General features: G+C 68.8%; 19 protein-coding genes. 10 read left to right on the top strand and 9 right to left on the bottom strand.

Going from position 1 to position 26,152, the window contains the following annotated elements; translation table 11 throughout:
* Window positions 1–19 precede the first annotated feature (19 nt).
* A complete protein-coding gene (locus AC07OA_RS11850; protein ID WP_494664006.1) occupies window positions 20–3,577 on the bottom strand; it encodes a M64 family metallopeptidase in 3,558 nt (1,185 codons plus the stop codon).
* Window positions 3,578–3,693: 116 nt separating this feature from the next.
* Window positions 3,694–6,123, bottom strand: coding sequence for a M10 family metallopeptidase C-terminal domain-containing protein (locus AC07OA_RS11855; RefSeq protein ID WP_494664007.1), 2,430 nt, complete (start codon window positions 6,121–6,123; stop codon window positions 3,694–3,696).
* 158 nt (window positions 6,124–6,281) lie between these two features.
* Between AC07OA_RS11855 and AC07OA_RS11860 the strand changes: the two genes are divergently transcribed.
* From AC07OA_RS11860 to AC07OA_RS11900, 9 genes are all read left to right on the top strand, one after another.
* Window positions 6,282–8,498, top strand: a complete 2,217-nt coding sequence (locus tag AC07OA_RS11860) for a S9 family peptidase (RefSeq protein ID WP_494664008.1) — start codon at window positions 6,282–6,284, stop codon at window positions 8,496–8,498.
* Between the two features lie 101 nt (window positions 8,499–8,599).
* The gene (locus AC07OA_RS11865; protein ID WP_494664009.1) at window positions 8,600–9,253 is read left to right on the top strand and encodes a TetR/AcrR family transcriptional regulator; all 654 of its coding nucleotides are present in this window, start codon (window positions 8,600–8,602) and stop codon (window positions 9,251–9,253) included.
* Entirely contained in the window at window positions 9,250–9,759 is a 510-nt protein-coding gene (locus AC07OA_RS11870; RefSeq protein WP_494664010.1) for a hypothetical protein, read from the top strand. Before AC07OA_RS11865 ends, AC07OA_RS11870 begins: the two co-directional genes overlap by 4 nt.
* Window positions 9,760–9,851: 92 nt before the next feature.
* A complete protein-coding gene (locus tag AC07OA_RS11875; protein ID WP_494664011.1) occupies window positions 9,852–11,033 on the top strand; it encodes a hypothetical protein in 1,182 nt (393 codons plus the stop codon).
* Window positions 11,034–11,037: 4 nt separating this feature from the next.
* Window positions 11,038–12,237 (top strand): sulfotransferase family protein, encoded by a 1,200-nt coding sequence (locus tag AC07OA_RS11880; RefSeq protein WP_494664012.1) that lies wholly within the window; start codon window positions 11,038–11,040, stop codon window positions 12,235–12,237.
* Window positions 12,234–13,235 (top strand): zinc-dependent alcohol dehydrogenase, encoded by a 1,002-nt coding sequence (locus tag AC07OA_RS11885; RefSeq protein ID WP_494664013.1) that lies wholly within the window; start codon window positions 12,234–12,236, stop codon window positions 13,233–13,235. Before AC07OA_RS11880 ends, AC07OA_RS11885 begins: the two co-directional genes overlap by 4 nt.
* Before the next feature lie 31 nt (window positions 13,236–13,266).
* Window positions 13,267–13,674: a nuclear transport factor 2 family protein gene (locus AC07OA_RS11890; protein ID WP_494664014.1), complete on the top strand. Its 408-nt coding sequence runs from the start codon at window positions 13,267–13,269 to the stop codon at window positions 13,672–13,674.
* A gap of 78 nt (window positions 13,675–13,752) precedes the next feature.
* On the top strand, window positions 13,753–14,535 hold the full coding sequence (locus AC07OA_RS11895; protein ID WP_494664015.1) for an acyl-CoA thioesterase: 783 nt from the start codon (window positions 13,753–13,755) through the stop codon (window positions 14,533–14,535).
* A gap of 25 nt (window positions 14,536–14,560) precedes the next feature.
* The gene (locus AC07OA_RS11900; protein ID WP_494664016.1) at window positions 14,561–16,165 is read left to right on the top strand and encodes an amidase; all 1,605 of its coding nucleotides are present in this window, start codon (window positions 14,561–14,563) and stop codon (window positions 16,163–16,165) included.
* Window positions 16,166–16,204: 39 nt separating this feature from the next.
* On the opposite strand, the gene AC07OA_RS11905 is transcribed toward AC07OA_RS11900, so the two are convergent.
* Genes AC07OA_RS11905 through AC07OA_RS11920 form a run of 4 tightly spaced genes read right to left on the bottom strand, consistent with a single transcriptional unit; the run spans window position 16,205 to window position 19,933 of the window.
* On the bottom strand, window positions 16,205–16,369 hold the full coding sequence (locus AC07OA_RS11905) for a hypothetical protein (protein WP_494664017.1): 165 nt from the start codon (window positions 16,367–16,369) through the stop codon (window positions 16,205–16,207).
* Entirely contained in the window at window positions 16,363–16,923 is a 561-nt protein-coding gene (locus AC07OA_RS11910) for a hypothetical protein (RefSeq protein ID WP_494664018.1), read from the bottom strand. Before AC07OA_RS11910 ends, AC07OA_RS11905 begins: the two co-directional genes overlap by 7 nt.
* Window positions 16,920–18,428 (bottom strand): right-handed parallel beta-helix repeat-containing protein, encoded by a 1,509-nt coding sequence (locus tag AC07OA_RS11915; RefSeq protein WP_494664019.1) that lies wholly within the window; start codon window positions 18,426–18,428, stop codon window positions 16,920–16,922. Before AC07OA_RS11915 ends, AC07OA_RS11910 begins: the two co-directional genes overlap by 4 nt.
* A complete protein-coding gene (locus AC07OA_RS11920) occupies window positions 18,425–19,933 on the bottom strand; it encodes a tetratricopeptide repeat protein (RefSeq protein ID WP_494664020.1) in 1,509 nt (502 codons plus the stop codon). The genes AC07OA_RS11915 and AC07OA_RS11920 overlap by 4 nt, the downstream gene beginning before the upstream one ends.
* A gap of 220 nt (window positions 19,934–20,153) precedes the next feature.
* Here AC07OA_RS11920 and AC07OA_RS11925 point away from each other — a divergent pair, with 220 nt between their 5' ends.
* On the top strand, window positions 20,154–21,923 hold the full coding sequence (locus tag AC07OA_RS11925; protein WP_494664021.1) for a vWA domain-containing protein: 1,770 nt from the start codon (window positions 20,154–20,156) through the stop codon (window positions 21,921–21,923).
* A 3-nt stretch (window positions 21,924–21,926) separates the two neighbouring features.
* Here AC07OA_RS11925 and AC07OA_RS11930 read toward each other — a convergent pair whose 3' ends face one another.
* From AC07OA_RS11930 to AC07OA_RS11940, 3 genes are all read right to left on the bottom strand, one after another.
* Window positions 21,927–23,636 (bottom strand): phospholipase D-like domain-containing protein, encoded by a 1,710-nt coding sequence (locus AC07OA_RS11930; RefSeq protein ID WP_494664022.1) that lies wholly within the window; start codon window positions 23,634–23,636, stop codon window positions 21,927–21,929.
* A gap of 80 nt (window positions 23,637–23,716) precedes the next feature.
* The gene (locus AC07OA_RS11935; protein WP_494664023.1) at window positions 23,717–24,940 is read right to left on the bottom strand and encodes an acyl-CoA dehydrogenase family protein; all 1,224 of its coding nucleotides are present in this window, start codon (window positions 24,938–24,940) and stop codon (window positions 23,717–23,719) included.
* Window positions 24,941–24,961: 21 nt separating this feature from the next.
* Entirely contained in the window at window positions 24,962–26,095 is a 1,134-nt protein-coding gene (locus AC07OA_RS11940; RefSeq protein WP_494664024.1) for an acyl-CoA dehydrogenase family protein, read from the bottom strand.
* Window positions 26,096–26,152 lie beyond the last annotated feature (57 nt).

Below are 26,152 nucleotides of genomic sequence, written 5' to 3' on the forward strand. Positions count from 1 at the left end.
CTGACGTGTGGAGAACTATCTACATCCAGACCAACCACTGGCCTTGCTGGACCACGTGACTGGCCAGCACCGCGTCGAGCAGGACATTGTCGCCGTTGCTGAACGAGACCAGGGTGTCGGCGCCCTGCTGGGCGACGCTCCAGGTGGTGCCCGTTCCGCTGAAGGCCGACAGGTCCAAAACGTCGTGCGCGCCCCCGGCGCCGAAGTCGGTGATGCGGTCCTTGCCGGATCCCGCCCCGAACACGAAGCGATCGACGCCGGCGCCGCCGGTCATCACGTCGTTGCCGCCCAGGCCGGTGATCACGTTGTCCACGGCGTCGCCGACGAGAATGTTGGCCAAGGCGTTGCCGGTGGCGTTGGCCGCCGTGCCCAGCAGCACCAGCTGCTCCAGATTGGCCGACAGGGTGTAGCTGACCGAAGAGGCCACGCTCTCGAACCCTTCGCCCGCGTTCTCGACGATCACGTCGCCGGTGTTGTCCACCCAGTAGGCGTCGTTGCCGATGCTTCCGATCATGGTGTCGGCGCCCGCCTCGCCGGCCAGGACGTCGTCGCCGCCCAGGCCGTAGAGGGTGTTGTTCAGGGCGTTGCCGTTGAGGATGTTGGCCGTCGTGTTGCCGGTCGCGGTCAGGGCGACCGCGCCGACCAGCTTCAGTTGCTCGATATTGGCCGCCAGGGTGTAGCTGACGAACGAGGCCACCGTGTCGAAGCCCTGGCTCGCCAGCTCCACGACCACGTCGTTGACGTTGTCGACCCAGTAGGCGTCGTCGCCCAGGCCGCCCACCAGGCGGTCGGCGCCGGCCTGACCGTCCAGCACATTGTTGAGGTCGTTGCCGGTCAGGATGTTGCCGACCGCGTTGCCGATCGCATTGGCCGCCGCGCCCAGCAGGGTCAGCTGCTCGATATTGGCGCTCAGGGTGTAGCTGACGAAGGCCGCGACGCTGTCATAGCCCTCGTTCGCTAGCTCGGTGATCACGTCGCCGGCGTTGTCCACCCAGTAGGCGTCGTTGCCCGTCCCACCGACCATGGTGTCGGCGCCGCCCTCGCCGCTGAGCACGTCATTGCCCTCGAGGCCGGTCAGGGTGTTCGCCCCCGTCGTGCCGATCAGCATGTTGCCGTCGGCGTTGCCCGTGCCCGTCACGGCCGAGCCCGTCAGCTTCAGTTGCTCGACATTGGCGCTCAGGGTGTAGCTGACCGAGGACGCCACGGTGTCGAAGCCCTCGCCGGCCAGTTCGACCACCACGTCGCCGGCGGCGTCGACCCAGTAGGCGTCGTCGCCCTGGCCGCCGCGCATCGTGTCGGCGCCGCCCCCGCCGTTGATGGTGTTGCTCGCCGCGTCGCCGGTCAGGGTGTCGGCGAAGGCGCCGCCGATCAGGTTCTCGAAGCGGATCAGGCTGTCGCTGCCGGCCCCGCCGGTGTTCTGCACGCCGGTCAGGTTCAGATTGACCGTCACCCCGGCCGTCGCGGCGGCGTAGCTGACCGTGTCGATCCCCGCCCCGCCGTCCAGCACGTCGTTGCCGACCGAGGCGTAGACCAGGTCGACGGCGACACCGCCGGTCAGGGTCGAGCCCGAGGCGCTGGCCCGCAGGATCGCGTGCTGCAGGTCCACGGTCCAGGTCACCGTCTGCTGCAGGTCGCTGCGGTCGCCGCGCACCCAGTCGGTGGTGTCGGCGGCCAGCACGGTCACCTGGTGCGTGCCCGAGGCGATGTTGAAGTCGGTCAGCTTCAGATTGGCGCCGCCGCCCGACAGGCTCGCGCCGTCAACCGACCAGGTCAGGTTGATGATCGTGGGGTCGATCACGGTCACGGAGATGGCGGTCGGATCGACCAGGGTAGAGGTGTTGGCCGTGAAGTGGTCGATCGGATCGACCAGGGCGTAGAAGCGGTGGATGAACTCCTCGCGCGCCACGGCGTCGAACGGCTGGCCGTTGGAGCGCATCTTGGAATTCAGAGATGGCCGATAGATGCCGTGATCGGCGTAGTTCCCGCCTTCATAGGCGCCGATCACCCCGACGCCGGGCTGGTCGTAGCCGAGCCACTCGGCCCATTTGGCGGCGGTCGAATCCTTGGTCAGGTTGGCCGAGGTCGGCTCGCTGCCGGTGTAGACCGAGTCCGGCTCGTCGCCGTTGAGATAGTCGTACTCGTCGCCCAGCCAGCCGAAGGCGTGGCCGATCTCGTGGACGGCCACGTCGTTGGAGAAGCTGTTACCGGCCGCGTAGACCGCGTAGCGACCGAAGCTGGCCGCGCCGCCGTAGCGGTCGCTGTTGACCGCAACGAACACCATGTCGGCCGTGATGCCCAAGGCGTCGAGCGACCCATTGAGCGCCGCCGTGGCCAGGGCGTCGTCCACATAGAGCGCGCGGTCGGGTCCGCTGCCTGAGCCGTAGCTGGAGCCCAAAGCCGTGTCGCGGGTGACGCCGTCGTTGGGGATGTCGGCGCCCGACTCCGTCGACGGGATCTCGATGATGTAGACGTTGAAGTAGTTGCTGTAGCGGTCGAACGGCTCGTTCACCTGGCCGCCGGTGAACATGTAGTTGATCAGGCTGGAAGCGTCGGCGCGGAACTCGTCCAGCTGAGCGGCCGTATAGCCCTCGGCCATGATCACGATGTTGATCCGGTTGTCGGCCGAGCCGCTGTCGACCAGCTCGACCACCGGATAGGACACCGAATACTCGCTCTTGTCCGAGAACTGGAGGGTCTCGATGCTGGTCAGGGTGTCGACGCCCTCGGCGCCGCTGACGGTGAACCCGGTGCTGGTCCTCGTGACGGTGTAGGCCGAGCGCAGGCCGGAATAGATCGCGGTGTCGGAGCCCGCCCCGCCGTTCAGGATGTCGTTCCCGGCGCCGCCGGTCAGATAGTCGCTGCCGTCGCCGCCGTTCAGCGTGTCGATCCCGGCGCCGCCGTACAGATAGTCGCCGTCGCCGCCGCCGTTCAGCGTGTCGTCGCCATCCTCGCCCGACAGCGAGTCCCACCCCGCCATGCCGTTCAGCGTGTCGTTTCCCAACCCGCCGCGAAGATTGTCACCCTCCCCGGCTCCGGTCAGGGTGTCGTTCCCGGAGCCGCTCAGGAAATTGTACACCTCGACGTTCGTGACCGAGCCGGACGCCACGCCGCCGACGGTGATCGTGTTGACCGCGCTGATGTTGGAGCCGTCGAAGACGATGGCGGCGGTCCGTTCGGCGTAGAACAGGGTGACGCTGTCCCATCCCGCTCCGCCGTCGACCGTGTCGTTGCCGCCGTCGATGGTGGGATAGTAGCTGCCGATATAGCCCAGCCCCGGAGTGCTGGACGCCACCCCCGTGGCCAGCACGTCGTTGCCGTCGCCGCCCGACAGGGTGTCGGCGCCGCGCCCGCCGATCAGGATATCGGCGCCGTCGCCCCCGGTCAGGACGTCCACGCCGGCGGCGGAGGAATACTCGAAGGAGTCGCCCTGAATGTAGTCGTCCCCGGCGCCGCCGTTCAGCTGGTCGTTACCTCCCAGGCCGGTGATGACGTCGTTGCCGCCATTGCCGTTGATCAGGTCGTCGCCCGACGAGCCGTTCAGCGTATTGCCGCTATCGGTGTCATTGATGGTGGTCATACGCGCCCCCGCAGCGTCCCAGGGCACAGTGCCCCAGGGCCAGGGCGGCGACAAGCGCTACACGTCAGGTTGCGCGATTTCGATCCGACGAAAGGGCCTTCCTAGGCCTCTTCGCGTCAGTTCCAGATCAGCGAGGTCCCTTGGGTGGTGACATGCGAGGCGGTGACGCCGTTCAGCAGGATGTCGTCGCCGTTCGAGAACGCCACCAAGGTGTCGGAACCCTGCTGAGTGACGGTCCAGGTCACGCCCGTGCCGGTGAAGGCCGACAGGTTCAGCACGTCGTGGTCGCCGTTGGCCCCGAAATCGGTGACCCGGTCATGGCCCGAGCCAGGCCCGAACACGAAGGTGTCCACGCCCGCGCCACCGGTGAGGACGTCGTTGCCGCCCAAGCCGGTGATCGTGTTGTCCAGGCCATTGCCGACGAGGACGTTGGCCTGGGCGTTGCCGGTGGCGCTGACCGCCGCGCCCAGAAGGACCAACTGCTCGAGATTGGCCGACAGGGTGTAGCTGACCGAGGAGGCCACGCTCTCGAACCCTTCGCCGGCGTTCTCGACGATCACGTCGCCCACGTTGTCGACCCAGTAGGCGTCGTTGCCGATCCCGCCGACCATGGTGTCGGCGCCGCCTTCCCCGGCCAGGACGTCGTCGCCGCCCAGACCGTACAGCGTGTTGTCGAGGCTGTTGCCGTTCAGGATGTTGGCGCTGGCGCTGCCGGTGGCTGTCAGGGCCACGGTCCCGACCAGCTTCAGCTGCTCGATGTTGTCGGCCAGGGTGTAGCTGACGAACGAGGCGATGGTGTCGAAGCCTTGGCCGGCCAGCTCCACCACCACGTCGCCGACATTGTCGACCCAGTAGGCGTCGTCGCCCAGCCCGCCGACCAGGCGATCCGCGCCGCCCTGGCCGTCGAGCACGTTGCTCAGCTCGTTGCCGGTGATGACATTGGCGCTGGCGTTGCCGACGCCGTTGGCCGCCGCGCCCAGCAGGGTCAACTGCTCGACATTGGCGCTCAGGGTGTAGCTGACAAAGGCCGCGACGCTGTCGTAGCCCTCGTTCGCCAGTTCGGTGATCGTGTCGCCGACATTGTCGACCCAGTAGGCGTCATTGCCCGCGCCGCCGATCATGACGTCGGCCCCGCCTTCGCCGCTGAGCACGTCGTTGCCCTCGAGGCCGGTCAGGGTGTTGGTCGCGGCGTTGCCGATCAGCATGTTCGCCTCGGCGCTGCCGGTGGCGTTGGCCGCCGGGCCGACCAGGATCAGCTGCTCGATATTGGCGCTCAGGGTGTAGCTGACCGAGCTGGCCACGGTGTCGAAGCCCTCGCCCGCCAGTTCGATGACCACGTCGCCGCTGTTGTCGACCCAATAGGCGTCGTCGCCCAGCCCGCCCGAGAGCGTGTCGGTTCCGATCCCGCCGTCGAGGATGTCGTTGCCGCCCAGGCCGTTCAGCACGTCGTTGCCGGCCCCGCCCGTCAGGCGGTTGACCAGGGCGTTGCCGGTGATGGTGTCCACGCCCGAGCCGCCGATGGCGTTCTCGATGGCCGCGCCCTTGGCGATCGCCACGTTGCCGACCAGGCCGCCGACGCTGGAGAAATAGCCTTCGCGCAGGTCGATGGTCTGGGCCACGCCGAAGCCCGAGAAGTCGAAGGTGTCGTTCCCGCCGGCGTCCCAGGCCGCGAAGATCAGCTTGGCGCTGGCGCTGGTGGCCAGGAACCACGGCCGGTCGGCGGTGGAATTGAAGCCGTAGACCGTGTCGCCCGTGCGGGTGTTGGTGTTGACCCCGTATTCCTTCTGGGCGGCCGAGATGTCGTCGAGCATCGGCGAGGCGGCGTAGGCGCCGCGATAATCGGCCCCCGTGTCGGTCTCGTCGAAATAGCTCATCACCGTGTACTGGAGGGAGTCCTCGTAATACTCGGCGTTGTTGGCGTAGGTGATCTCGACGCCTTCCTCGGCGTTGTAGTCGCCCGGATGGGCCAGGCCGATCGCGTGGCCCAGCTCGTGCACCAGCACCAGGGCGCCGTAATTGCCCGCCGTCGGATTGCGATTGTAGCTGAGGGTGCTGTTGACCCAGACGTCGCCCGAGCTCGATCCGAAGCTGGGATCGCCGGGATATTCGGCGAAGGCCGCCGCCCCGTCCACGCCCGTGGAATAGTTGGCCAGCAGGATCGAGGCCGAGTTGGAATAGGCGCCCTCGCCGCTGGTTCCGCTGCCCACCCGCACGAAGGTGATGTTGGCCACGTCGCTCCAGGCCTGCAGGGCCAGCTCGGCCTGGGCGATCTGGGCGGCGCCGAACCGGCTGAAGCCGCCCGCGTCCTCGGGCATGCTCGACGGCGCGGAGGAGCGATAGGCGTAGGTGACCGTGTAGGACACGCCCAGCGCCGCCGACCATCCAGGCTCGCCCCCGACCAGATGCAGACCGGCCTGGTCGATGGTCATGCTGGTCTTGCCGTTCGACGCGGTCCCGCCGCGCTGGTCGGCGTTCAGAAACGCCTGAGGACCGACGTCGCCGGTCGCGACCGTGAAATACGCGGCCTGATCGCTGGTGTTACGCACAGTTACGCTTCCCTGGTTGTCCGACGTCCCCCGCCAACCATGCCTGATCGTCTACCACGAGACGGGCGCATGACCACGTGACACGCTGTCGCCTAACACGCGAGGTCTTCATATTTCCCTGCTGACAACGGCGGCGCTTGCCCATAGCGTCCCGCGCCATGATCAAGCCCTCGCTGATGGCCATCGCGGCCTGCCTCGCCCTCTCCTCGCCGGCTCTGGCGGACAAACTGACCCCGGAACGCGTCTTCGCCGACCCGTCCCTGTCGGGTCCCACGGCCAAGGGCGTGGCCCTGTCGCCGGACGGCAAGCGGGTCACCTATCTGAAGGCCAAGCCCGAGGCGGCCAACGTCCAGGACCTGTGGGCGGCCGACGTGAAGGGCGGCGAGCCCTACCGCCTGATCGATTCGGCGGCCCTGTCGTCGGGCGACAAGGAACTGTCCGAAGCCGAAAAGGCCCGCCGCGAACGCGCCCGCGTCTCGTCCCGCGGCATCGTCGAATACAGCTGGGACAAGCAGGGCCGCTTCATCCTGGTGCCACTGGACGGCGACCTCTATCTGGACAGCGTCGCCGACGGGAAGGTCAGCCGCCTCACCGAAACGCCGGGCGACGAAGTCGACGCAAAGGTCTCGCCGAAGGGCGGCTTCGTCTCCTACGTCCGCGACCAGAACCTCTACATCAAGCCGCTGACGGGCGGCGCCGAGCGCGCCCTGACCACCGAGGGCAAGGACGCCCTGTCGTTCGGCACGGCCGAGTTCGTGGCCCAGGAGGAGATGGACCGCTTCACCGGCTACTGGTGGAATCCCAGCGAGACCAGCATCGCCTACACCCGCGTCGACGAGAGCGGCGTGGACATCATTCCGCGCGCCGACATCGGTCCGAACGGCGCCACCATCGTCGAGCAGCGCTATCCGCGCGCCGGCCGCCCCAACGCCGTGGTCGACCTGTTCGTGCAGGACGTGGCCTCGGGCAAGACCGTCCAGATCGACCTGGGCGCGAACAAGGACATCTACGTCGCCCGCGTCGACTGGTCGGCCGACGGCAAGACCCTCTACGTCCAGCGCCAGACCCGCGACCAGAAGACCCTGGAGCTGATCGCCTACGACCCGGCCACGGGCAAGGGCAAGACGATCCTCACCGAGACCGACGCCCACTGGATCGAGCTGAACGACGACTTCACGCCGCTGAAGGACGGGACGTTCCTGTGGTCGTCGGAGAAGTCCGGCTACAACCACCTCTATCACTACGCCGCCGACGGCAAGCTGATCGCCCAGGTGACCAAGGGCGACTGGCCGATCACCGCCCTGGAGGGCGTCGACGAAGCCCGCAAGGTGGCCATCTTCGCCGCCTCGATCGAAACCCCGATCGAGCGCCGGATCTACGAAGTCTCCTACGCCAAGCCGGGCAAGCCCAAGGCCCTGACACCGGCCGGCGGCTGGTGGAGCGCCAAGGTGGCGGCGGCCGGCGGCGCTTTCGCCGGCGGCTACAGCGATCCCAAGACCCCGCCCCAGACCGCGCTCTACGACGCCTCGGGCAAGCGGGTGCGCTGGATCGAGGAAAACAAGCTGGCCGAGGGTCACCCCTACTGGCCCTACGCCTCGACCCTGTCGGTTCCGGAGTACGGCACGCTGAAGGCGGCCGACGGCGAGGTCCTGAACTACGAGATCCTCAAGCCGACCAATTTCGACCCGACCAAGAAGTATCCGGCCATCGTCTCGGTCTATGGCGGCCCGCACGCCCAGACGGTCAGCAAGAGCTGGCAGAGCGTGCGCGAGCGTCCGTTCCTCGAGGACGGCTACGTGGTGTTCAAGCTGGACAACCGCGGCAGCGCCAACCGCTCGGCCAAGTTCAAGCGGGCTCTCGACCGCCGCATGGGCACGGTGGAGGTCGACGACCAACTGGTCGGCGCCAAGTTCCTGGCCGGCCTTCCTTACGTCGACGCCGACAAGCTGGGCGTGATGGGCTGGTCGTACGGCGGCTTCATGACCCTGATGCTGATGACGGCTCCCGACACCCCGTTCAAGGCCGGCGCCTCGGGCGCCCCGCCCACCGAGTGGGGCCTCTACGACACCCACTACACCGAGCAGTTCATGGGCAAGCCGGAGGAGAACAAGGAAGGCTACGCCAATTCCGACGTCCTCAACCGCCTCAAGAACCTCAAGCCCAACAGCCTGCTGCTGCTGCACGGCATGGCCGACGACAACGTGATCCTCGAGAACAGCACCCGCCTGATGGCGGCCCTGCAGAAGAGCGCCACGCCGTTCGAGCTGATGCTGTATCCGGGCGAGCGTCACAGCGCCGGCAGCGGCAAGTCCAAGGGCCTCCACGTGCTGGACACCCACCTGGACTTCTTCGACCGCAAGCTGAAGGGCCAGTAAGGCCTTCGCCCCGCGTTGCCATCGCTTAGATGGCATGCACTATCTAGCACGCCGGATTCCCCTGGAATCCGGCGTGTTCTGTTTGCGAGGAGCGGTATTCGATGAGTCTGGCCGAACCCGCGCCGGCGCGGCGCAAGCGGCGCTCGCAGGAGGAGATCACCGCCCTGATCCTCTTGGCGGCCGAAGAGGAGTTCAAGCGCAGCGGCTTTTCCGGCGCCACCACCGCCGCCATCGCGGCCCGCGCAGACGTGACCGAGGCCCAGCTCTTCCGCTACTACCCGTCCAAGGCCGAGCTGTTCCACGAGGCGGTGTTCGAGCCGCTGAACCGGCATTTCTCGGACTTCATCGCGCGCGGCCAACAAGAGGCCTGGTCGGGCGAGACCCGGCGCGAGAAGGCCCGGCAGTACATCGTCGAACTGAAGCAGTTCATGGAGGGCCACTCCAGGATGCTGATGTCGCTGATCGTCGCCCGCACCTATGGCGGCCCGGCCATGGGACCCGGCGCGCGGGACGCCGGCGAGATCGACAGCCTGCAGGCCTATTTCGAGCGTGGCGCGGCCACCATGGCCATCCGGGTCGGCGACCGGCCCAGGGTCGATCCCAAGCTGATGGTGCGGGTGTCCTTCGCCGCGGTGCTGGGCTGCGTGCTGTTCAAGGCCTGGCTGTTCCCGGGCGAGCTGGCCGGCGAGGAGCGCATCGACGACGCCATCATCGACTTCGTCCTGGACGGCATCAACGCCGAGGTCGAGCGATGAGCCTGCGCCGGCCGGCCTCGCGTTTCGACCCCGGCCAGGGCCTGCTGCGCGCCGAACACTTCCAGACGGCCTACGCCACCAACGACATCGACCGGGCGTGCGAGGTCTTCGCCGAGCGCTTCGGCATCGGCGAGTTCCGGCGCCTGGAAGGCCCGCTGAAGGCCGGCGGCACGATCCGGGTCGAGCTCGCCTGGGTGGGCACGATCATGTACGAGCTGCTGACGGCCAGCGGCCCGGGCTCGGACATCTATATGGGCCGCCTGCCCCCGGGACCGGACTTCGCCCTCGCCCACCACCACCTCGGCTACCACATCGCCGACGACGCCCAGTGGAACGCCCTGATGGCGCGGGTGGAGGCCGGCGGCCACGCCATGCCGCACCTCAGCCACAACCCCGGCTTCATGAAGAGCTGCTTCGTAGACGCCCCCGAGTTGGGCCACTACCTCGAATACATCTGTCCAGAACCGGCCGGCCTGGCCTTCTTCGAGACCGTGCCGGGAAACTAGAGCCTCCCTCCCCCATTGCGACACGATAGATAGTATGCACTATCTATAACGCGAAGCCGCGAAGACGGCCGCTTTCCGGGGAGGTCCGCACCATGACCCAGCAGAACGTCGCGCCGCCGATCCTGGGCTATCTGGGCGAACTGGAAGGCGCGGTCGCCGAGCTGGCCAACACCTGGCGTCCCGAAGACCCGGCCTATCAGGCCGACCTCCATCGCCAGGCGATGATGAGCCTGTCCTACAGCTACTTCGCCTATTTCCACGCCGACGCCGAACACCCCGACTGGGCCCCGCTGTGGAACCCGGTGTTCACCCTCCAGCCCAATCCCGACGACATCTATCTGTACAGCCCGATCCGGGGCGACCTGACCTATCGGGTCAGCGGTGATCGCGGGACGGTGAAGATTCTCAGCTTCACCACCCAGCGCTTCATGTCGGGCATGGTCGACGACATCTCGCAAATCGGCGGCCACAACGAGATCGACGACGCCGACATCACCGTCGGCGCCGACGGCCGGTTCTCCGTGATCTTCAGCGCCGTGCGGCCCGCCGGATACGAAGGCGACTGGGCGCCGATCCATCCGGAGGCCACCGGCATGATGGTGCGCTTCCGCAGCTACGACTGGGAGACCGAGGTCGATCCGACGATCTCTATCGAGTGCCTGAACCCCGTCCCGCCCAAGCCCCGGCTCACGCCCGACCAGATCCACGCCCGCATCGTCGAGATGGCGAAATTCCCGGCCCGCAAGACCCGCAGCTACTACCGCATGCAGAACGCGGTGAAGGCCAAGGTCGGCTTCAATGTCTTCGATCCGGGCAAGCTGGCCGGGGCCCTGGCCAAGCAGGTCTATTGGCCGGCGGTGTTCCAGTTCGAGGACGACGAGGCCCTGATCATCGAGACCGACCTGCCGGCTCGTCGCCCCTATCGGAACATCCAGCTCAACGATCCCTATTTCAACGCCCTGGAATATGTCTATCGGCTCTCCAGCCTCAACGGCCACAGCGCCAAGGTCGGCAGCGACGGCCGCTTCTATGCGGTGATCGCCCTGACCGATCCGGGCGTGCCCAACTGGCTGGATCCGGCCGGCTACAAGGAAGGCGGCATCTACGGCCGCTGGTTCGACTGCGACAGCGCCCCGACGCCGACGATCAAGCGGGTCAAGCTGGCCCAGCTGCGCGACCACCTGCCGGCCGACACCCCGGTGGTGACTCCGGAAGAGCGCGCCGAGGAACTGCGGCGGCGCGTTCGCGCCTGCCAGCGCCGTCGCCGGTGGTAGCGCCATGGTGACCATGACCGAACGGTTCGAACCGCCCGCGCGATTCTGGGACGCCGAGGACCAGGCCCACGACCTGGCCATCGTCCAGGCCGGAAGCGACGACTTCGGCGGGCAGGACTATCGCGAGGGTCTGCGAGTGCTGCTGCTGTCGATGGACCGCGATCCGCGCTTCACCCCGCGCGGCCGGCGCATCGCCTGGGGCAGCGTGGTCGGCGCCCTGACCGCCCGCGCCAACGCCATCGCCTCGATGAAGGCCAACCCCGGCTTCGACGCCCGGCCGCTGGTCCGCCCGATCGTCATCACCGGCATTCCGCGCACCGGCACCACCGCCCTGCACAAGCTGATGGCCGTCGATCCCCAATTCCAGGGGCTGGAGACCTGGCTGAATCTCTCGCCCCAGCCGCGTCCGCCGCGCGAGACCTGGGAGGCCGATCCCCTGTTCCAGGACGCCGCCGCCCAGCTGGCGGCCCGGTACGCCACCGTGTCCGGCGCCGCGGCGGCGCACGAGATGGCGGCCGCCGAGGTGGACGAGTGCCTGTTCGTCCTGCGCCAGGGGTTCGTGTCGAACCTTTGGAACAGCGGCTGGTACGCCGCCGGCTACGACGCGTGGTGGCAGAACCAGAGCGAGCTGGCCGCCTACCGGCACTACGCCCGCGTGGTCCAGCTGGTGGGCTGCCGCGAACCGGGCAAGCGCTGGCTGCTGAAGAACCCCGGCCATGTGGCCAATCTGGACCTGGTGTTCGCCGTCTTCCCCGACGCGGTCGTGATCCACACCCATCGCGATCCGGCCAAGGCCGTGCCGTCGCTGTGCTCTCTGCTGATGAAGAGCCACGCCCTGATGGACGAAGGCCCCGCCGACGTCCGCGCCCGTCTCCTACTGGCGCGCGAAACCGAGAAATGGGCCAAGGCCGTGGCCGACGCCGACCGGGTGCGCCGGACCCGGGGCGACCAGATCCTCGACGTGGTCCAGGCCGACCTCCACCGCGCGCCGATGACGGTGATCGAGAGGATCTACGCCTTCGCCGGCCTGGACCTGACACCGGAAATCCGCGCCGCCATGCAGGCCCGCATCGCCGCCGATCCGGAAGGCCAGCACGGCGCCCACCGCTACGACATCGCCGACTTCGGCATGACGCAGGACGCGATCCGCGAGCGCTTCGGAGACTACGTGCAGCGCTTCGACCTTGTGGGAAGTCGTCGATGAAGGCCGTGGTCTATCCCGGCGCCGGCGCGCCGCTGGTCGTCGAGACCCTGGCCGATCCAGAACCGGGTCCGGGCGAACTGGTGATCAGAGTCCACCGCTGCGGCGTCTGCGGCACCGACCTGCACATGACCGAGGGCCACGCCTTCCAGTTCCCCGCCCGCACCGTGCCCGGCCACGAATATGCCGGCGAGGTGGTGGCGATGGGCGCCGACCTCTCAGGCTGGCGGGTCGGCGACCGGCTGACGGCCCTGCCCTCCACCGGCTGCGGGCGCTGCGAGGCCTGCGCGCACGGCAATCTGGTGCTGTGCCACGACGCGCCGGGCGTGATGGGCGGCATGGCCGAATACATGCGCGTGCCCGCCGTCGTGGCGGTGAAGCTGCCCGATACCTTGTCCGAGGCCGACGGAGCCCTGGTCGAGCCCTTGGCCGTGGCGCTGTACGGCGTGCGGCAGTCCAACCTGCGCCCCGGCGACCGGGTGCTGGTGCTGGGCGCCGGCTCGGTGGCCCTGTGCGCCATCTGGTGGGCGCGGCGGCTGGGCGCGGGACGGATCGTCGCCGCCTCGCGCTCGGCGCGCCGGGCCGAAATGGCCCTGGCCATGGGCGCCGACGGCTTCGTGGCCTTCGGCGACGACGAGGCGGCGCGGGTGGTCGAGGCGCTGGGCGGCCCGCCGGACATCGTGCTGGAATGCGTCGGCAATCCCGGCTTCCTGGCCAAGGGCGTCCAGCACGTGCGCAAGTTCGGCCAAGTGCTGTCGATGGGCTTCTGCACCGCGCCCGACACCCTGGTCCCAGCCATGGCGGCGATGAAGGCGGCGACGCTGATGTTCCCGGTCGGCTATACCCTGGCCGACTTCGAGCGGGTGGCCCGCGAGATGGATCGCGGCCATGCCGATCCCAAGATGCTGATCTCCTCGGTGATTCCGCTGGACGCCGTCCCGGCGATGTTCGCGGCCCTGCGCGGGCCAAATCTTGAAACCAAGGTGCAGGTCTGCCCGTGATGGCCGACGACGCCCGCCCCCGGAGAAAACCATGACCCAGGCCAATCACGACGTCGCGCGCGCCTTCTTCGCGGCCCTGTCCGGCGGCGCCCTGCCCGACGACCTGCTGATCGATGACATGACCGCCTGGACCACCTCGTCCGGGGTCCATTCTCCAAGGGCGCGCTATCAGGGCGGCGTGAAGCTGCTGGCCTCGATCTTCGCCGAGGGTCCCACCTACGACATCGACTCCCTGACCGCCGAGGACGACCGCGTGGCCGCCGAGGTGCGGATGCGGGGGACGCTCTCCAACGGCGAGGCCTATGGCAACACCTATGTCTTCGTGCTGCAGGTCCGGGATGGCCGCGTCGCCTCTGTGGCCGAGCATTTCGACCCGGGTCCCGTGCGGGAAAAGCTGGGCCCGCTGCTGCAGGCGGTGATGGCCAAGGCCGCCTCCTGACGGCTTTCGCCTCTGGGCGTTTGACTTCCGTAGCGAAAGAAGACGAACCTTCGCGTGCGAAACAACGAAAGCGTACGCGTGACCTCCTATACCGACCTGATCGCCGCCCTCGCGCCTTCCGAGACCGGCTTTACCGCCCAAGTCACCGACGACTGGCGCCAGGGCCGCACCACCTATGGCGGGCTGTCGGCGGCTCTGTGCCTGGAGGCGGCGCTGAAGGCCGCGCCCGACGCCCCGCCCCTGCGCTCCGGCCAGTTCGCCTTCGTCGGCCCGGCGGCCGGCGAGCTTTCGATCCGCACCGAAGTGCTGCGCCGGGGCAAGTCGACCCTGTTCATGGGCGTGGACCTGATTGGCGAGCAGGGCCTGGCCACCCGGGCGATCCTGACCTTCGGGACGGCGCGGGAGTCGCGCCTGGCCCATGTCGACCTGCCCGCTCCGCCCGCCGTCTCCCCAGACACGGCGCCGGACTTCTTCCCCGCCGGCGGCGGTCCCAACTTCACCCAGCAGTTCGACTTCAAGACCGCCGGCGGCACGCCCATCGGCCGCCCCGGTCCGCCCGACTTCCTGGTCTGGATCCGCCACAAGGACCCCGCCGCCCGCTCGCTGGCGGCCCTGGTCGCCCTGGCCGACGCCCTGCCGCCGGCGGCGATCACCCTGTTCCCCGAGCGCGCGCCGATCTCGACCATGACCTGGTCGCTGGACGTGCTGGCCGACGTCCCGGCCGACGACGACGGCTGGCGACTGATGAAAAGCCGGGCCGACACCGCGCTGGAAGGCTACAGCGCCCAGGACATGGCGGTGTGGAGTTCGGACGGAACGCCGTTGATCGTTGCGCGACAGAACGTGGCGGTGTTCATCTGAGGCCCACGACAATCGGGGGCGAAACGTGATCCGGAAGACCTTGCTGATCAGCGGCGCCTGCGCCGCGCTGCTGGCCAATGCCGTTCAGGCGCAGACCAACGCGCCCGCGCCCTTCAAGCCGGCCAGGATTCCCGATGCGCCGCCCCCGAACGTCTCGATGAGCGATCTCCAACGGCAGGCCGCCGAGACCGCCAATGAAGCTTCCCAGCGCGCGACGCAGAACGCCCTGGAGACCATCGCGGCGCGCAACCCTCAGCTCCACGCCGTCATCGCCCTGAACCCGCGCGCCCTGGCCGACGCACGGGCGCGGGATGCCGAGCGCCAGGCCGGCAAGGTCCGAAGCCCGCTGCACGGCGTGCCGATCTTGCTGAAGGACAATATCGAAAGCGCCGACGACACGGCCACAACCGCCGGTTCCCTGGCGCTGAAGGACAATGTCACGGGGCGCGACGCCCCCCTGGTCAAACGTATGACCGACGCGGGCATGGTGATCCTGGGCAAGGCCAACCTGTCGGAATGGGCCAACATCCGCTCGAGCCATTCGATCAGTGGCTGGAGCGCGGTGGGCGGCACGGTGCGCAATCCCTATGTGCTGGACCGTAGCGCTTGCGGCTCGTCCAGCGGGTCGGGCGCTGCGGTGGCGGCGGGCCTGGCTCCGGCGGCCATCGGCACCGAGACCGACGGCTCGATCACCTGCCCCGCCGCGATCAACGGTCTGGTCGGCCTCAAGCCCACGGTCGGCCTGGTCTCGCGCACCCACATCGTGCCGATCAGCCACAGCCAGGACACCGCCGGCCCCATGACCCGCACGGTCGAGGACACCGCCCGCATCCTGACCGTCATCGCCGGCTCCGACCCCGCCGACGTGGCGACCAAGGAGGCCGACGCCCGCAAGAGCGACTACGCCAAGGCCCTGGACAAGAACGCCCTGAAGGGCGTGACCCTGGCCGTCGCCCGCTTCTACACGGGCTATTCCCCGGGCACGGACGCGGTCTTCGAACAGGCGCTGAAGGACCTCCAGGCCCAGGGCGCCAAGCTGGTCGACGTGAAGGAATTCGACGAGGGCCCGATCGGCAAGGCCGAGGGCGTGGTGCTCTATACCGAGCTCAAGGTCGACCTGAACGCCTATCTGGCCTCGACCGACCCCGCCAAGGTCAAGACCCGCACCCTGGCCGACCTGATCGCCTTCAACGACGCCACGCCCAAAGAGATGGAGTGGTTCGGCCAGGAGAGCTTCATCAAGGCCCAGGCGACCAAGGGCTATGACGATCCCGAGTACAAGCAGGCCCTGGCCGACTCCAAGCGCCTGGCCGGTCCCGAGGGCATCGATAAGATCCTGAAGGCTGCCGGCGCCATCGCCATCGTGGCCCCCACCACCGGACCGGCCTGGACCATCGACCCGCTGAACGGCGACCACTACGGCGGCTCGTCCACCACCCTGCCCGCCGTGGCCGGCTATCCGCACCTGACCGTGCCGATGGGCGATGTCGGCGGCCTGCCGGTGGGGCTCAGCTTCATCGGCCCGGCCTGGAGCGAGGCGCGGCTGATCGGCCTGGGCTACGCCTATGAACAGGCCACGCTGAAGCGCAAGGAACCGGCGTTCCTCAAGACGGTGGTTCCGGAGAAGTGAAACGAAAAACCCTCTCCCGGCGGGAGAGGGTTCGAGGGCTCAGACCTTCGGCCGGATCACATCCACCGGCGGCGGTGGCGGAGTCACGCGCGAAGGGTCCATCGGCAGCGGCGACGGGGCCTGGACCGGCGGCGGATAATAGGCCGGGCCGCAGGCGCTCAGGACCGCCAGCGCCGCGCCCAGCAGCAGGGTCGTCCTCAGCATCCCGACCGTCCGTAGCCGTCGCGCGGGTCGGGACGCGGGCCGGAGCTCAGGCCGCCGTTCGAGCCCAGGCCCAGGCCTTCGCGGAAGCAGCGGTTGTCGGCCCGGGGGTCCCAGTACTGGGTCGAGCCGTCCGGCGCCCGATAGGCCCAGCGTTCGCCCGTGCGGCCGCTGCGGCCGGACACGGCCACATCGCCCGGCCCTTCGGAGCTGACCCGATAGGCGTCGCCCGACAGCCGGTCGACGGCGCAGGATTCGGTCACGCCGGGACGGCTGAGATCGCCGCGCAGCGCCGCCGACGAGCCGGTGTCACGATTGAAGGCCGAGACCTCGGTTTGGCCCTTGCCGCCGACGAACACCTGGGTGCCGGTGGCGCGGTCGTAGGTCATGATGTCGGGCGCCTCGCCGGCCAGGGGCGCGCCGCAGGGCATGGGCCGGTTGTTACCGCCGCCGTAGCCGGCGCCGGGCGGCGGTCCGCGATCCTGGGCCGAGGCGAGGCCGGTCAGGCCGGCCTGGGCGATCAAGGCGGCCATCAGGCCGACGGCGAGCTTGCTCATCGCGAAGTTCCCCCGTTGGAGGTCGGGCACTGGGCCTGCACCGGCGGGCCGGATGCAGACGAGGCGTAGCAGGGCGGCTGGTAGGGCTGAGGCGAGCCCGGGCCCACCGGACCGCCGGCGGCGGCCGAGGCGTCCAGGACGTCCGCCGGGCCGCCGGCCAGGCTTCCCCCGGCCAGGGCGGGCGTGGCCACGCTGGCGGTCTCGATGGCGGCGGGCCAATAGGCGTCGAAGTCCTGGCGCGAGCGGTCGCGCGGCGTGCGGAACAGCTCAGGCGCTTCGAACCAGGGCTGGCAGGTCAGCTTGCCGTCGAAATAGCCGGTGATCAGGGCTTCGCAGCCGCCGGGCTTGGCGTAGACGCGGTTGTCACGGGCCCGCACCTGGGCGCCGTTGTCGGCGAACAGGCCCGCGCGCATGACCCCGGCAATGGCGTTGTCGGCGGCGTTGACCGTGCCCGAGCCGGCATAGATGCCGACGTCCGTGGCCTCCAGCTTGCCGTCCATCACCCGCACGTCGGCGTTCTCGACCACCACGGCCCAGTCGGCGTCGCGGACCACCGGACGCAGCAGCACCGTCTCGTCGCCGCCGCCCACATAGATGCCGCGCGAGAAGCCGTCGACATAGAGGCCGTCGATCTGCACCAGCTGCGAGCGGTTCATGCCGGCCAGCACGAAACCGGCCGAGTTGCGGCTGCGGCTGGAACCCGTCCAGTCGCCCAGGCGGATGACGCGCATGTCGCGGATGCGGCTGTCGTCGCCGGCCTCGAAGGCCGCGCCCAAGGCGGTGGCGGCCACCTCGACATTGTCGGCCATGACCGTGCCGGTGGCCTTGACCACCGCCTGCCGCGTGCGGCCGATGAAGGTGGTGTTGGCGACTTCCAGTCGGCTGTCGCTGAGGTCCAGGGCCGAGCCGTCGCCGTCGTAGCGGACGACCACGTTCTTCAGGGCCAGTTCGGTGGCGCGGCCGGTGATGCACGAGGCCGAACCGGCGCGCAGGGCCTCGATGCCCACCCCTTCAATCACCACATAGGCGACGCCGGGCGCGATGCGGATGCAGGGCTGGTCGACGGGCGCGACCAGGATCGGATTGCCGCGCGAGGGTGTGTAGCCCTCGACCACGATGGTCACCGAGCGGGTGATGTTCAGCGAGTCGACGCAGGCGCCGCCGCCCCGCGAGCGCAGGGTCAGGGTGTCGCCGTCATAGAGGCGCTCCAGCACCTCGCTGACCTCACCCGGATAGGACCGGTCGCAGTCCACCCAGGTGCGGTAGCGGCCGCCCTTGCCGTAGCCGTAGCCCGTGCCGTAGCGCGGCTTGTGCTTGCGGACGTGCTTGACCCGGCAACCGCTCGACAGGTTCGGCTCCAGCAGAAGGCCGAAGCAGGGACGGATCTGCTGGTCGATCTTGGCGTCGGGCGAGCCGGCGACGGCGGGCGCCGCGCCCAGCATCAGGCCGGACACCGCGAGGGCCCACACCGCCAGGGCCCCGACGAGCTGACGCAGGCGGATCATCGGTAGTCCCTTTCGGCATAGGGCTGGGGCCGCTCCGCGGCGGCGCGCGGCGGCCGCGAGACCTGCGACAGCAGTTGCTGCAGCCGCCAGACCGACGGCTTGAACCCGGCCAGGGCGCCGTCCAGCTGGTAGACCACGGCCTTGGCGCGATCCTGGTCGGCCACGCCCTGCAGGCCCAGCGAGAAGAACGTCGACATGGCGTACTTGGCCTCGGCCGACCCTTGGCGCTCGGCCTCCTCGTACCAGTGGTAGGCCCGAGCGTAGTCGCGCGGCACGCCCACGCCCTCGGAATACATCACCGCCAGCACCAGCTGGGCCTTGGACGAGCCGTTGACCGCCGCGTACTGGATCGCGCGGACCTTCTCGATGCCGCTGAGGCGGCCGGTGATCGGCCGACCGATCATCGCCTGGAAGGTCTGGGCGTCGTTCACGCTCAGCATCTTCTCGTCCAGCACCGGCGACGGGATCACCCGCAGATAGGCCAAGGCCTCGCCGATGTGCACGAAGGGCAGTTCGGGCAGGCGCGCCAGCGCCGCCTCCTTGGCGTCGCCCGACGGATCGCTCTCGTCGGAGTGCGGCACGCCGCTGTCCGGCGAATCGGGCGGATAGAACTCGTAGGGCGGGATCCAGCGCTTGGCCTTGGTCTCGACGAAGCCGCCATACGAGGCGCGCTGGGGCGAGGAGCGTTCGAAGTCCTTGAGCATGACGTAGGCCGACACGTCGCCGGTCTGCACCGCCAGATAGTTGTAGAGATAGGCGTCCACGTCGTTGCGACGGAACAGGTCCAGCGCCGCCGGGGCGCCGGAGCGCTTGGGCGTGCCGTAGGCCTCGATGGCCTGCAGGTTATCGGACGGCTCGCCGAACGGGCCGAAGAAGCCGTCGTGCATGCGCGCCAGCACCCGGTAGCCGTCGGCCCCCTGGGTGGACAGGATGTAGATCACGCGGTTGCGGACCTTTTCGCGCTCCTCGGTCGACATCCGCGACAGCAGGCGGTCCAGGGCGCCGTAGGCGGCGTGGCGCTCGAAGGCGCGGCAGTCGTCGAACCGCGACAGCGGCCCGCTGTCCTTGCCGCCCCGGCGCTCATAGGCCGCGATGGGCGAATAGCCGCCGGCGTTGGCCAGGGCCATGGCGTACCAGACGGCCGCCTCGACCGGATCCTCGAGGTTCTTGTCGACCGCGCGCTGGCCTTCATAGCGGCGCGCCAGTTCCAGTTGGGCGAAGAAGTCGCCGCGGAAGCCGCCCTGGCGCAGCTGACGGATTTCCTGCTGCTGTTGATTGAACTGGCCGGAGACCCCCTGGGCGCCTTGCGGACGCGGACAGGCGCTGGCGCGCTTCTGGAGCCAGAAGTTGGGACCCGTGTCGCAGCCGACGAGCGGAATCACCACCGCGGCGACCACCGCGGTGACGGGCAGCCGCCGAATCAGCGTGGCCCGATTATCGACGAGATACGCCAGCCCCCGTTTGAGGGCGTCGAGATGAGAAACAGCATCGCTGGTCTCGTGCATCGCTCCCCCTCAGCACGCCGTTAACCATATTCCAACAAGTCACTCATGTGCTCCGGGGCAAACGCTGTCAAGCTCGCGGAACGACGTTCGGGAGTGCATTGCGGATCTGCTCACAGAAGGATTCTCGCCTCAGGGGAATCCTTGAGTTTTCAAGCACGGCCCAGCTTTCGCCACAGGCCGCGCGCCAGCATCGTCCGCAACCTTGGGAGGTCTTACGGTGATGGCGTCACGCAATCTTCGCATCCTGTGTTCCACGGCCCTGTCGCTGCTGATCGCCGGTTCCGGCACGGCGCCCGCCTTGGCCCTTCCATCCCCTGGCGACGGGGTTGTGACACCGGAGGCCTGCGCTGCCCTGGGCTTCGCCGCGCCGTCCCGTGACGCCGAGGATCGCATCGTCGTCACGGCCACCAAACGCGGCGTCGCGCAGGAGAGCCGGGCCCGGCCGCCCGCCCTGGTCGCCCCGCCGCCGCCTCTCGCTCCGCCACCGCCACCGCCACCACCGCCGCCGCCGCCGCCGCCCGCGGTCATGTCGTACAGCATGGCGCCGCCGCCCCTGCCGATCCCGCCGGTGCGCGACACCGAGAAGTATCCCGGCGCGGCGGCCAATCCGGTCAAGCGCGTGGCCGACGATCCGGTCTCGACCTTCTCCATCGACGTCGACACGGCCGCCTACGCCAATGTCCGCCGCTTCCTGAACGAAGGCGCCGCCCCGCCCCGCGACACGGTGCGGGTGGAGGAGCTGGTCAACTATTTCGACTACGGTTACGACCGCCCCAGCAATCCCGAGCTGCCGTTCAAGTCGACGGTGACCGTGGTCCCCTCCCCCTGGTCCAAGGACCGCCAGCTGCTGCACATCGGCGTGCAGGGCTACGCCACGCCCAAGGCCGGCCAGCCGCCGCTGAACCTGGTGTTCCTGATCGATACTTCCGGCTCGATGTCCGGCCCCGACCGCCTGCCCCTGGCCCAGAAGGCGCTGAACGTGCTGATCGACCAGCTGCGGCCGCAGGACCGGGTGTCGATGGTGGCCTATGCCGGCTCGGCCGGGGCCGTGCTGGCCCCCACCGACGGTCGTTCCAAGCTGAAGATGCGCTGTGCGCTCGGGGCCTTGCATTCGGGCGGCTCGACGGCCGGCGGCAAGGGGCTGGAGCTGGCCTACGCCCTGGCCAAGCAGAACCTCGATCCCCAGGCGGTCAACCGCGTGATCCTGATGACCGACGGCGACTTCAACGTCGGCATCGCCGATCCCTCGCGCCTGAAGGACTTCGTCGCCGACCAGCGCAAGAGCGGCGTGTACCTGTCGGTCTACGGCTTTGGCCGAGGCAACTACAACGACACGATGATGCAGGCCCTGGCCCAGAACGGCAACGGGACGGCGGCCTATGTCGACAGCCTGCAGGAGGCCCGCAAGCTGCTGCGCGACGACTTCGACAGCGCCTTGTTCCCCATCGCCGACGACGTGAAGATCCAGGTCGAGTTCAATCCGGCCAAGGTCAGCGAGTACCGGCTGATCGGCTACGAGACGCGGCTGCTGAACCGCGAGGACTTCAACAACGACCAGGTCGACGCCGGCGAGGTGGGCTCGGGCGCGGCGGTGACGGCGATCTACGAGATCACCCCCGTCGGCGCGAAGCCGTCGTCCGACCCGCTGCGCTACGGCGCCGAGCCCAAACCGGCCAAGGGCGGCGACGAGCTGGCTTTCCTGAAGATCCGCTACAAGCCGCCGGGCGGTTCGGCCTCGCGGCTGATCGAACGGCCGATCGGTCCTGGCGACGTGCGCGCCAGCCTGGCCGCCGCGCCCGAGGCCACCCGCTTCGCCGTCGCCGTGGCCGCCTACGGCCAGAAGCTGCGCGGCGATCCGTGGGTCGACGCCGACTTCGACTGGAGCGCGGTCACGGCCCTGGCCCAGGGCGCGCGCGGCGACGACCCCTACGGCCTGCGCGCCGAGTTCGTGCAGTTGACCCGCGCGGCCAAGGACGTGAAGGGCAGCTAGCGCCTAGGTGATCAGCCCCAGGAACGCCAGGCGGTCGCGCTGGTCGCGCGTTCCTGGGGTGAAGTACTTTTCCGACCAGGCGTCGGTGTCCTTCAGGGCGAAGACCTGGTTGGCCTCGGCCTTCTCGTCCTTGCGCGAGCGGAACCAGTAGTGCTCGAACATCCGCATGAAGTCGGCGACATAGACGTCGGCCACGGCGGTGTCGCCCCGGAAGACCAGCACGTTGGAATCGTTGGCCACCGTCGAGTTGGTCGAGAAGTTGGCCGAGCCGGTGACAAGGATCGGGTCGGGCCCGAACGGGTCGGCCAGGATGATCTTGGAGTGGATGTGGATGCCGGCGTGGTGGAAGCTCTCGTCCACCATCAGCCGGTCACGGTCCAGCTTGCGCTTCTGGAAGTCGGCCAGCTTGGTGCCTTCATAGGGCTTGGCCACGGCGGCCATGTTGCCGAGGTCGGCGTTCAGCTTGTCGATATTGCCCTTCTCGCCGTACGAGCCCTCCTTGTCGGCCAGCAGGAAGCGCATGGCGCCGTCGGTGGGCGACTGCAGCACGTCGCGGATCTTCTGGTGCAGGGCGAAGGGCGCGCTGACCATCAGCACCTTGGCCGTCTTGCAGATGTCGGCATAGAGGTCGAGCATCGACAGGCCGTTCTGCGGCGAGAACAGCGGCGTCGCCCCGTGCTGGAGCGCCGCGCGGTTGGCCGGCACCGGAGTGATGACGTCGTTCTGGGCCTGGGTGTCGTCGATGCTCAGGTCCTGGGCCAGCACCTGGAAGCCGGCCTCGTAGCGCGCCGCCACGACTGGGTCGTAGACCGCGTGGCCGACGTTCAGCTGGCCGTAGATGCCGCCCTCGGTCCAGTTGGTGCCACCGGTCCACACCGCGATCGGCTGCAGGACGCCCGCCGCGTCCTTGCGCAGCAGCACCAGGTACTTGTTGTGCATGATCGCCGAACCCTTGGTCCGGGGCGTAGTCTGGAAAGTGACGCCTTCGCTGGCGATGGCGTGCTGGTTCTCCGCCGTCGTGTTGCCCCCCTTGCGGGCGTGATAGACGATGTGGACCTCGGCCCCGCGCGCCTGGGCCTGCTTCAACGCCTGGATCGGCGTGGGCTTCTCGAATTCGTAGATGCAGCCGTGCAGGGCGTAGTCGGAACTGTCGGCCCTGGCGATGAAGGCCACCAGCCCCTCCTCCAGGCCACGCGACAGCCAGTAGAGGGCCTCGGGAATGTCGTCGGGATCGTTGTCGCCGAACTTGTTGACATAGGCCTGGCTGGCGGCGGCCCCGCGATTGAAGAAGATCGAGGTGGCCTCGTTGCGGCAGTCCTCGGTGCGCAGCTCCAGCGTCACCCCGCCGGGGATGGTGTCGAAGCCGCCCGGCCGCTCGGCCAGCAGGCCCTGGGCGATGATCTCGGCCGGCGTGCCGTAGCGGGCGACGACCCGGTAGCGGTAGAGCCGCCCGGGCTCGGTGGTGTAGTCGCCCCAGCGGAACTTCTGCAGCGGCGCCCGGGCCGTGGTCACCTGCTCGCGTCGCGGGTCGCTGAGGAAGCGCAGCGAATTGGGCAGCCAGCGCCGGTCGCCGGTGCCGACATCCGTGCGCTCGATCGAAAAACCCAGGCACCCCGGGCGTTTCTCGTCCGCCAGGTCGAACGCCAGCAGCGCCGCGTGCGTGCCGGCGATCACCCGCACCGTCAGACCGTCCTTCGAAGCTCTCGCCCGCATGGTTCGCCCCTTCCCGTTTCTTTGAACGGGAGAATGAACGAGGCACACTTCAAAGGCGAGTCACGTTCGACGAACGCTGATCATCGTCCGGTGGGCATGTCCTTGAAGGCCACGTCCTTGTCGACCCGCACGTCGCCTGGCAGGCCCAGCACCCGTTCGGCGATGATGTTCTTGAGGATCTCGTCGGTGCCGCCGGCGATCCGCAGGCCCGGGGCCCACATCAGGCTGTTCTGGAACGCCGCCTCCATCGGGGCCAGGGACGGGTCGGTCAGGATCCCGTACTCGCCCTGCGCCTCGACCGCCGTATTGGCCAGGTCCTGCAGTTGGTTGGCCGAGATGATCTTGCCGATCGAGCTTTCCGGCCCCGGCGTCTGGCCCCGCGACAGGGCCGTCATGGTGCGGAAGCGGGTGAACTTCAGCCCCTGGGAATTGACGTACCAGTCGGCCAGTTTCTCGCGGAACGCCTGGTCCTTCAGGGCCGGGCCGTTGGCGCCCGACAGGCCGCGCGCCAGCTCCATCACCTGGCGATAGTCCGGACCGGCCGAGCCGCCGACGGCCAGGCGCTCGTTCATCAGGGTGACCAGGGCCACCTGCCAGCCCTGCCCCACCTCGCCCAGGCGCTGGCTGTCCTTGACCCGCAGGTCGGTGAAATAGACCTCGTTGAACTCTCGCCCGCCCGACATCTGGTGGATCGGTCGGCACTCGACGGCCGGATCGTGCATGTCGATCCAGAACATGGTCAGGCCCTTGTGCTTGGGCACGTCGGGATCGGTGCGGACCAGCAGGATGCCGTAGTCGCAATAGTGGGCGCCGGTGGTCCAGACCTTCTGGCCGTTGATGATCCAGTCGTCGCCGTCGCGCACCGCGCGGGTGCGTAGCGCCGCCACGTCGGAGCCGCCGGCGGGTTCGGAGAACAGCTGGCACCAGATCTCCTCGCCCTTCACGGCGGGCGAGACGAACCGCTTCTTGGTGTCGTCGTTGGCGAAGGCCATCACCGTGGGCACGCACATGCCGAGGCCAATGGTGAAATAGCCGTAGTAGACGCCGGCCTTGCCCTCTTCCTGGCCGAAGATCACCGACTGGATCGGCGTGCCGCCGCCCCCGCCGATGGCCGCGGGCCAGGTGATGCAGGCATAGCCGGCGGCGGCCTTGCGGGCCTGCCAGGCCTTGCCGGCCGCCATGTGCTCGGGCGTGGTCGGCTTGGGATCGCCATGCTCGGCGCGGTGCGCGGCGGCGGCCTCGACCAGCCAGGCGCGGGCCTTCTCGCGATAGGCGGCTTCCTCGGGGGAGTCGTTGAAATCCATGATCGTGTTCTCCCTGGGCCCTTACGCCGCGTTCTTCTTCTCGAGCTCGCTCACCAGCCGCTCCTTCCAGAGCTTGGGCGAACCGGCCACCAGGCTCAGTTGCCGCGAGCGGCGGTAGTAGAGGTGGCAGTCGACGTCCCAGGTGAAGCCCATGCCGCCGTGCACCTGGACGCTTTCCTTGCTGGCGAACCAGAAGGCGTCGGAGGCGGCGATGCGGGCGGCGGCGGCGGCGGTCGGCAGCTCCGGCGCCCCATTTTCTTTGAGGGTGGAGGCGTTCAGGGCCCAGGCGCCGTAATAGGCGTTGGAGCGGGCGACCTCGTTCTTGACGTACATGTCGGCCAGCTTGTGCTTGACCGCCTGGTAGCCGGCGATCACCCGGCCGAACGCATAGCGGCCCAGGGCGTATTCCTTGGCCATCTCCAGGCAGCGGTCCGCGCCGCCCAGCTGTTCGAAGGCCAGCAGCACGGCGGCGCGGTCCAGGATCGCCTGCACCAGTTCGAAGCCCTGCCCCGCCTCGCCCAGCCGGTCGGCGGCGACGCCGTCGAAGGTCAGACGGGCCACGCCGCGCGTCGGGTCCAGGCTCTCCAGGGTCTCGACCTTCACGCCGCCGCCGGTCAGGTCGACCAGGAACAGGCCGGGACGCCCACCCTCGTTGGCCAGCACCAGGGCCAGGCCGGCCGCGTCGCCGTCGGTGACCGGGATCTTCACGCCGGAAAGTTTTCCCCCTTCGACCTTGGCCTGCAAGGCTGAGGGGGTGATCACGCCGGGACCTTCCGAGGTCGCCAGGCAGCCGATCAGCTCTCCGGCGGCGATGCGGGGCAGGATGGCGGCCTTCTGGGCGTCGGAGCCGTGGGCCATGACGGCCTCGGCCAGGACATAGACGGTGGAGGCGAAGGGGATCGGCGCCACGGCCCGGCCCAGCTCCTCGGCGATGGCGCACAGCTCCACCCGGCCCAGGCCCAGCCCGCCGTGCTCCTCGGGAATGGCCGCGCCCAGCCAGCCCTGCTCGGCGACAGCGGCCCACAGGCCCGCGTCATAGCTCTTGGCCGGATCGTCCAGCACGCCACGCACGACCGTGGTCGGACAGCGGGCGGCCAGGAACTTGCGCGCCTCGTCCTTGAGGAACTTCTGGTCGTCGGAATAGTCGAAATCCACCTGGACTTCCTCCTTGGGTCGCTCTGGCGGCGACGTCGGAGGCACGATGAACGATCG

The sequence above is a fragment of the Caulobacter sp. GW821-FHT09B08 genome, from assembly GCF_059418225.1.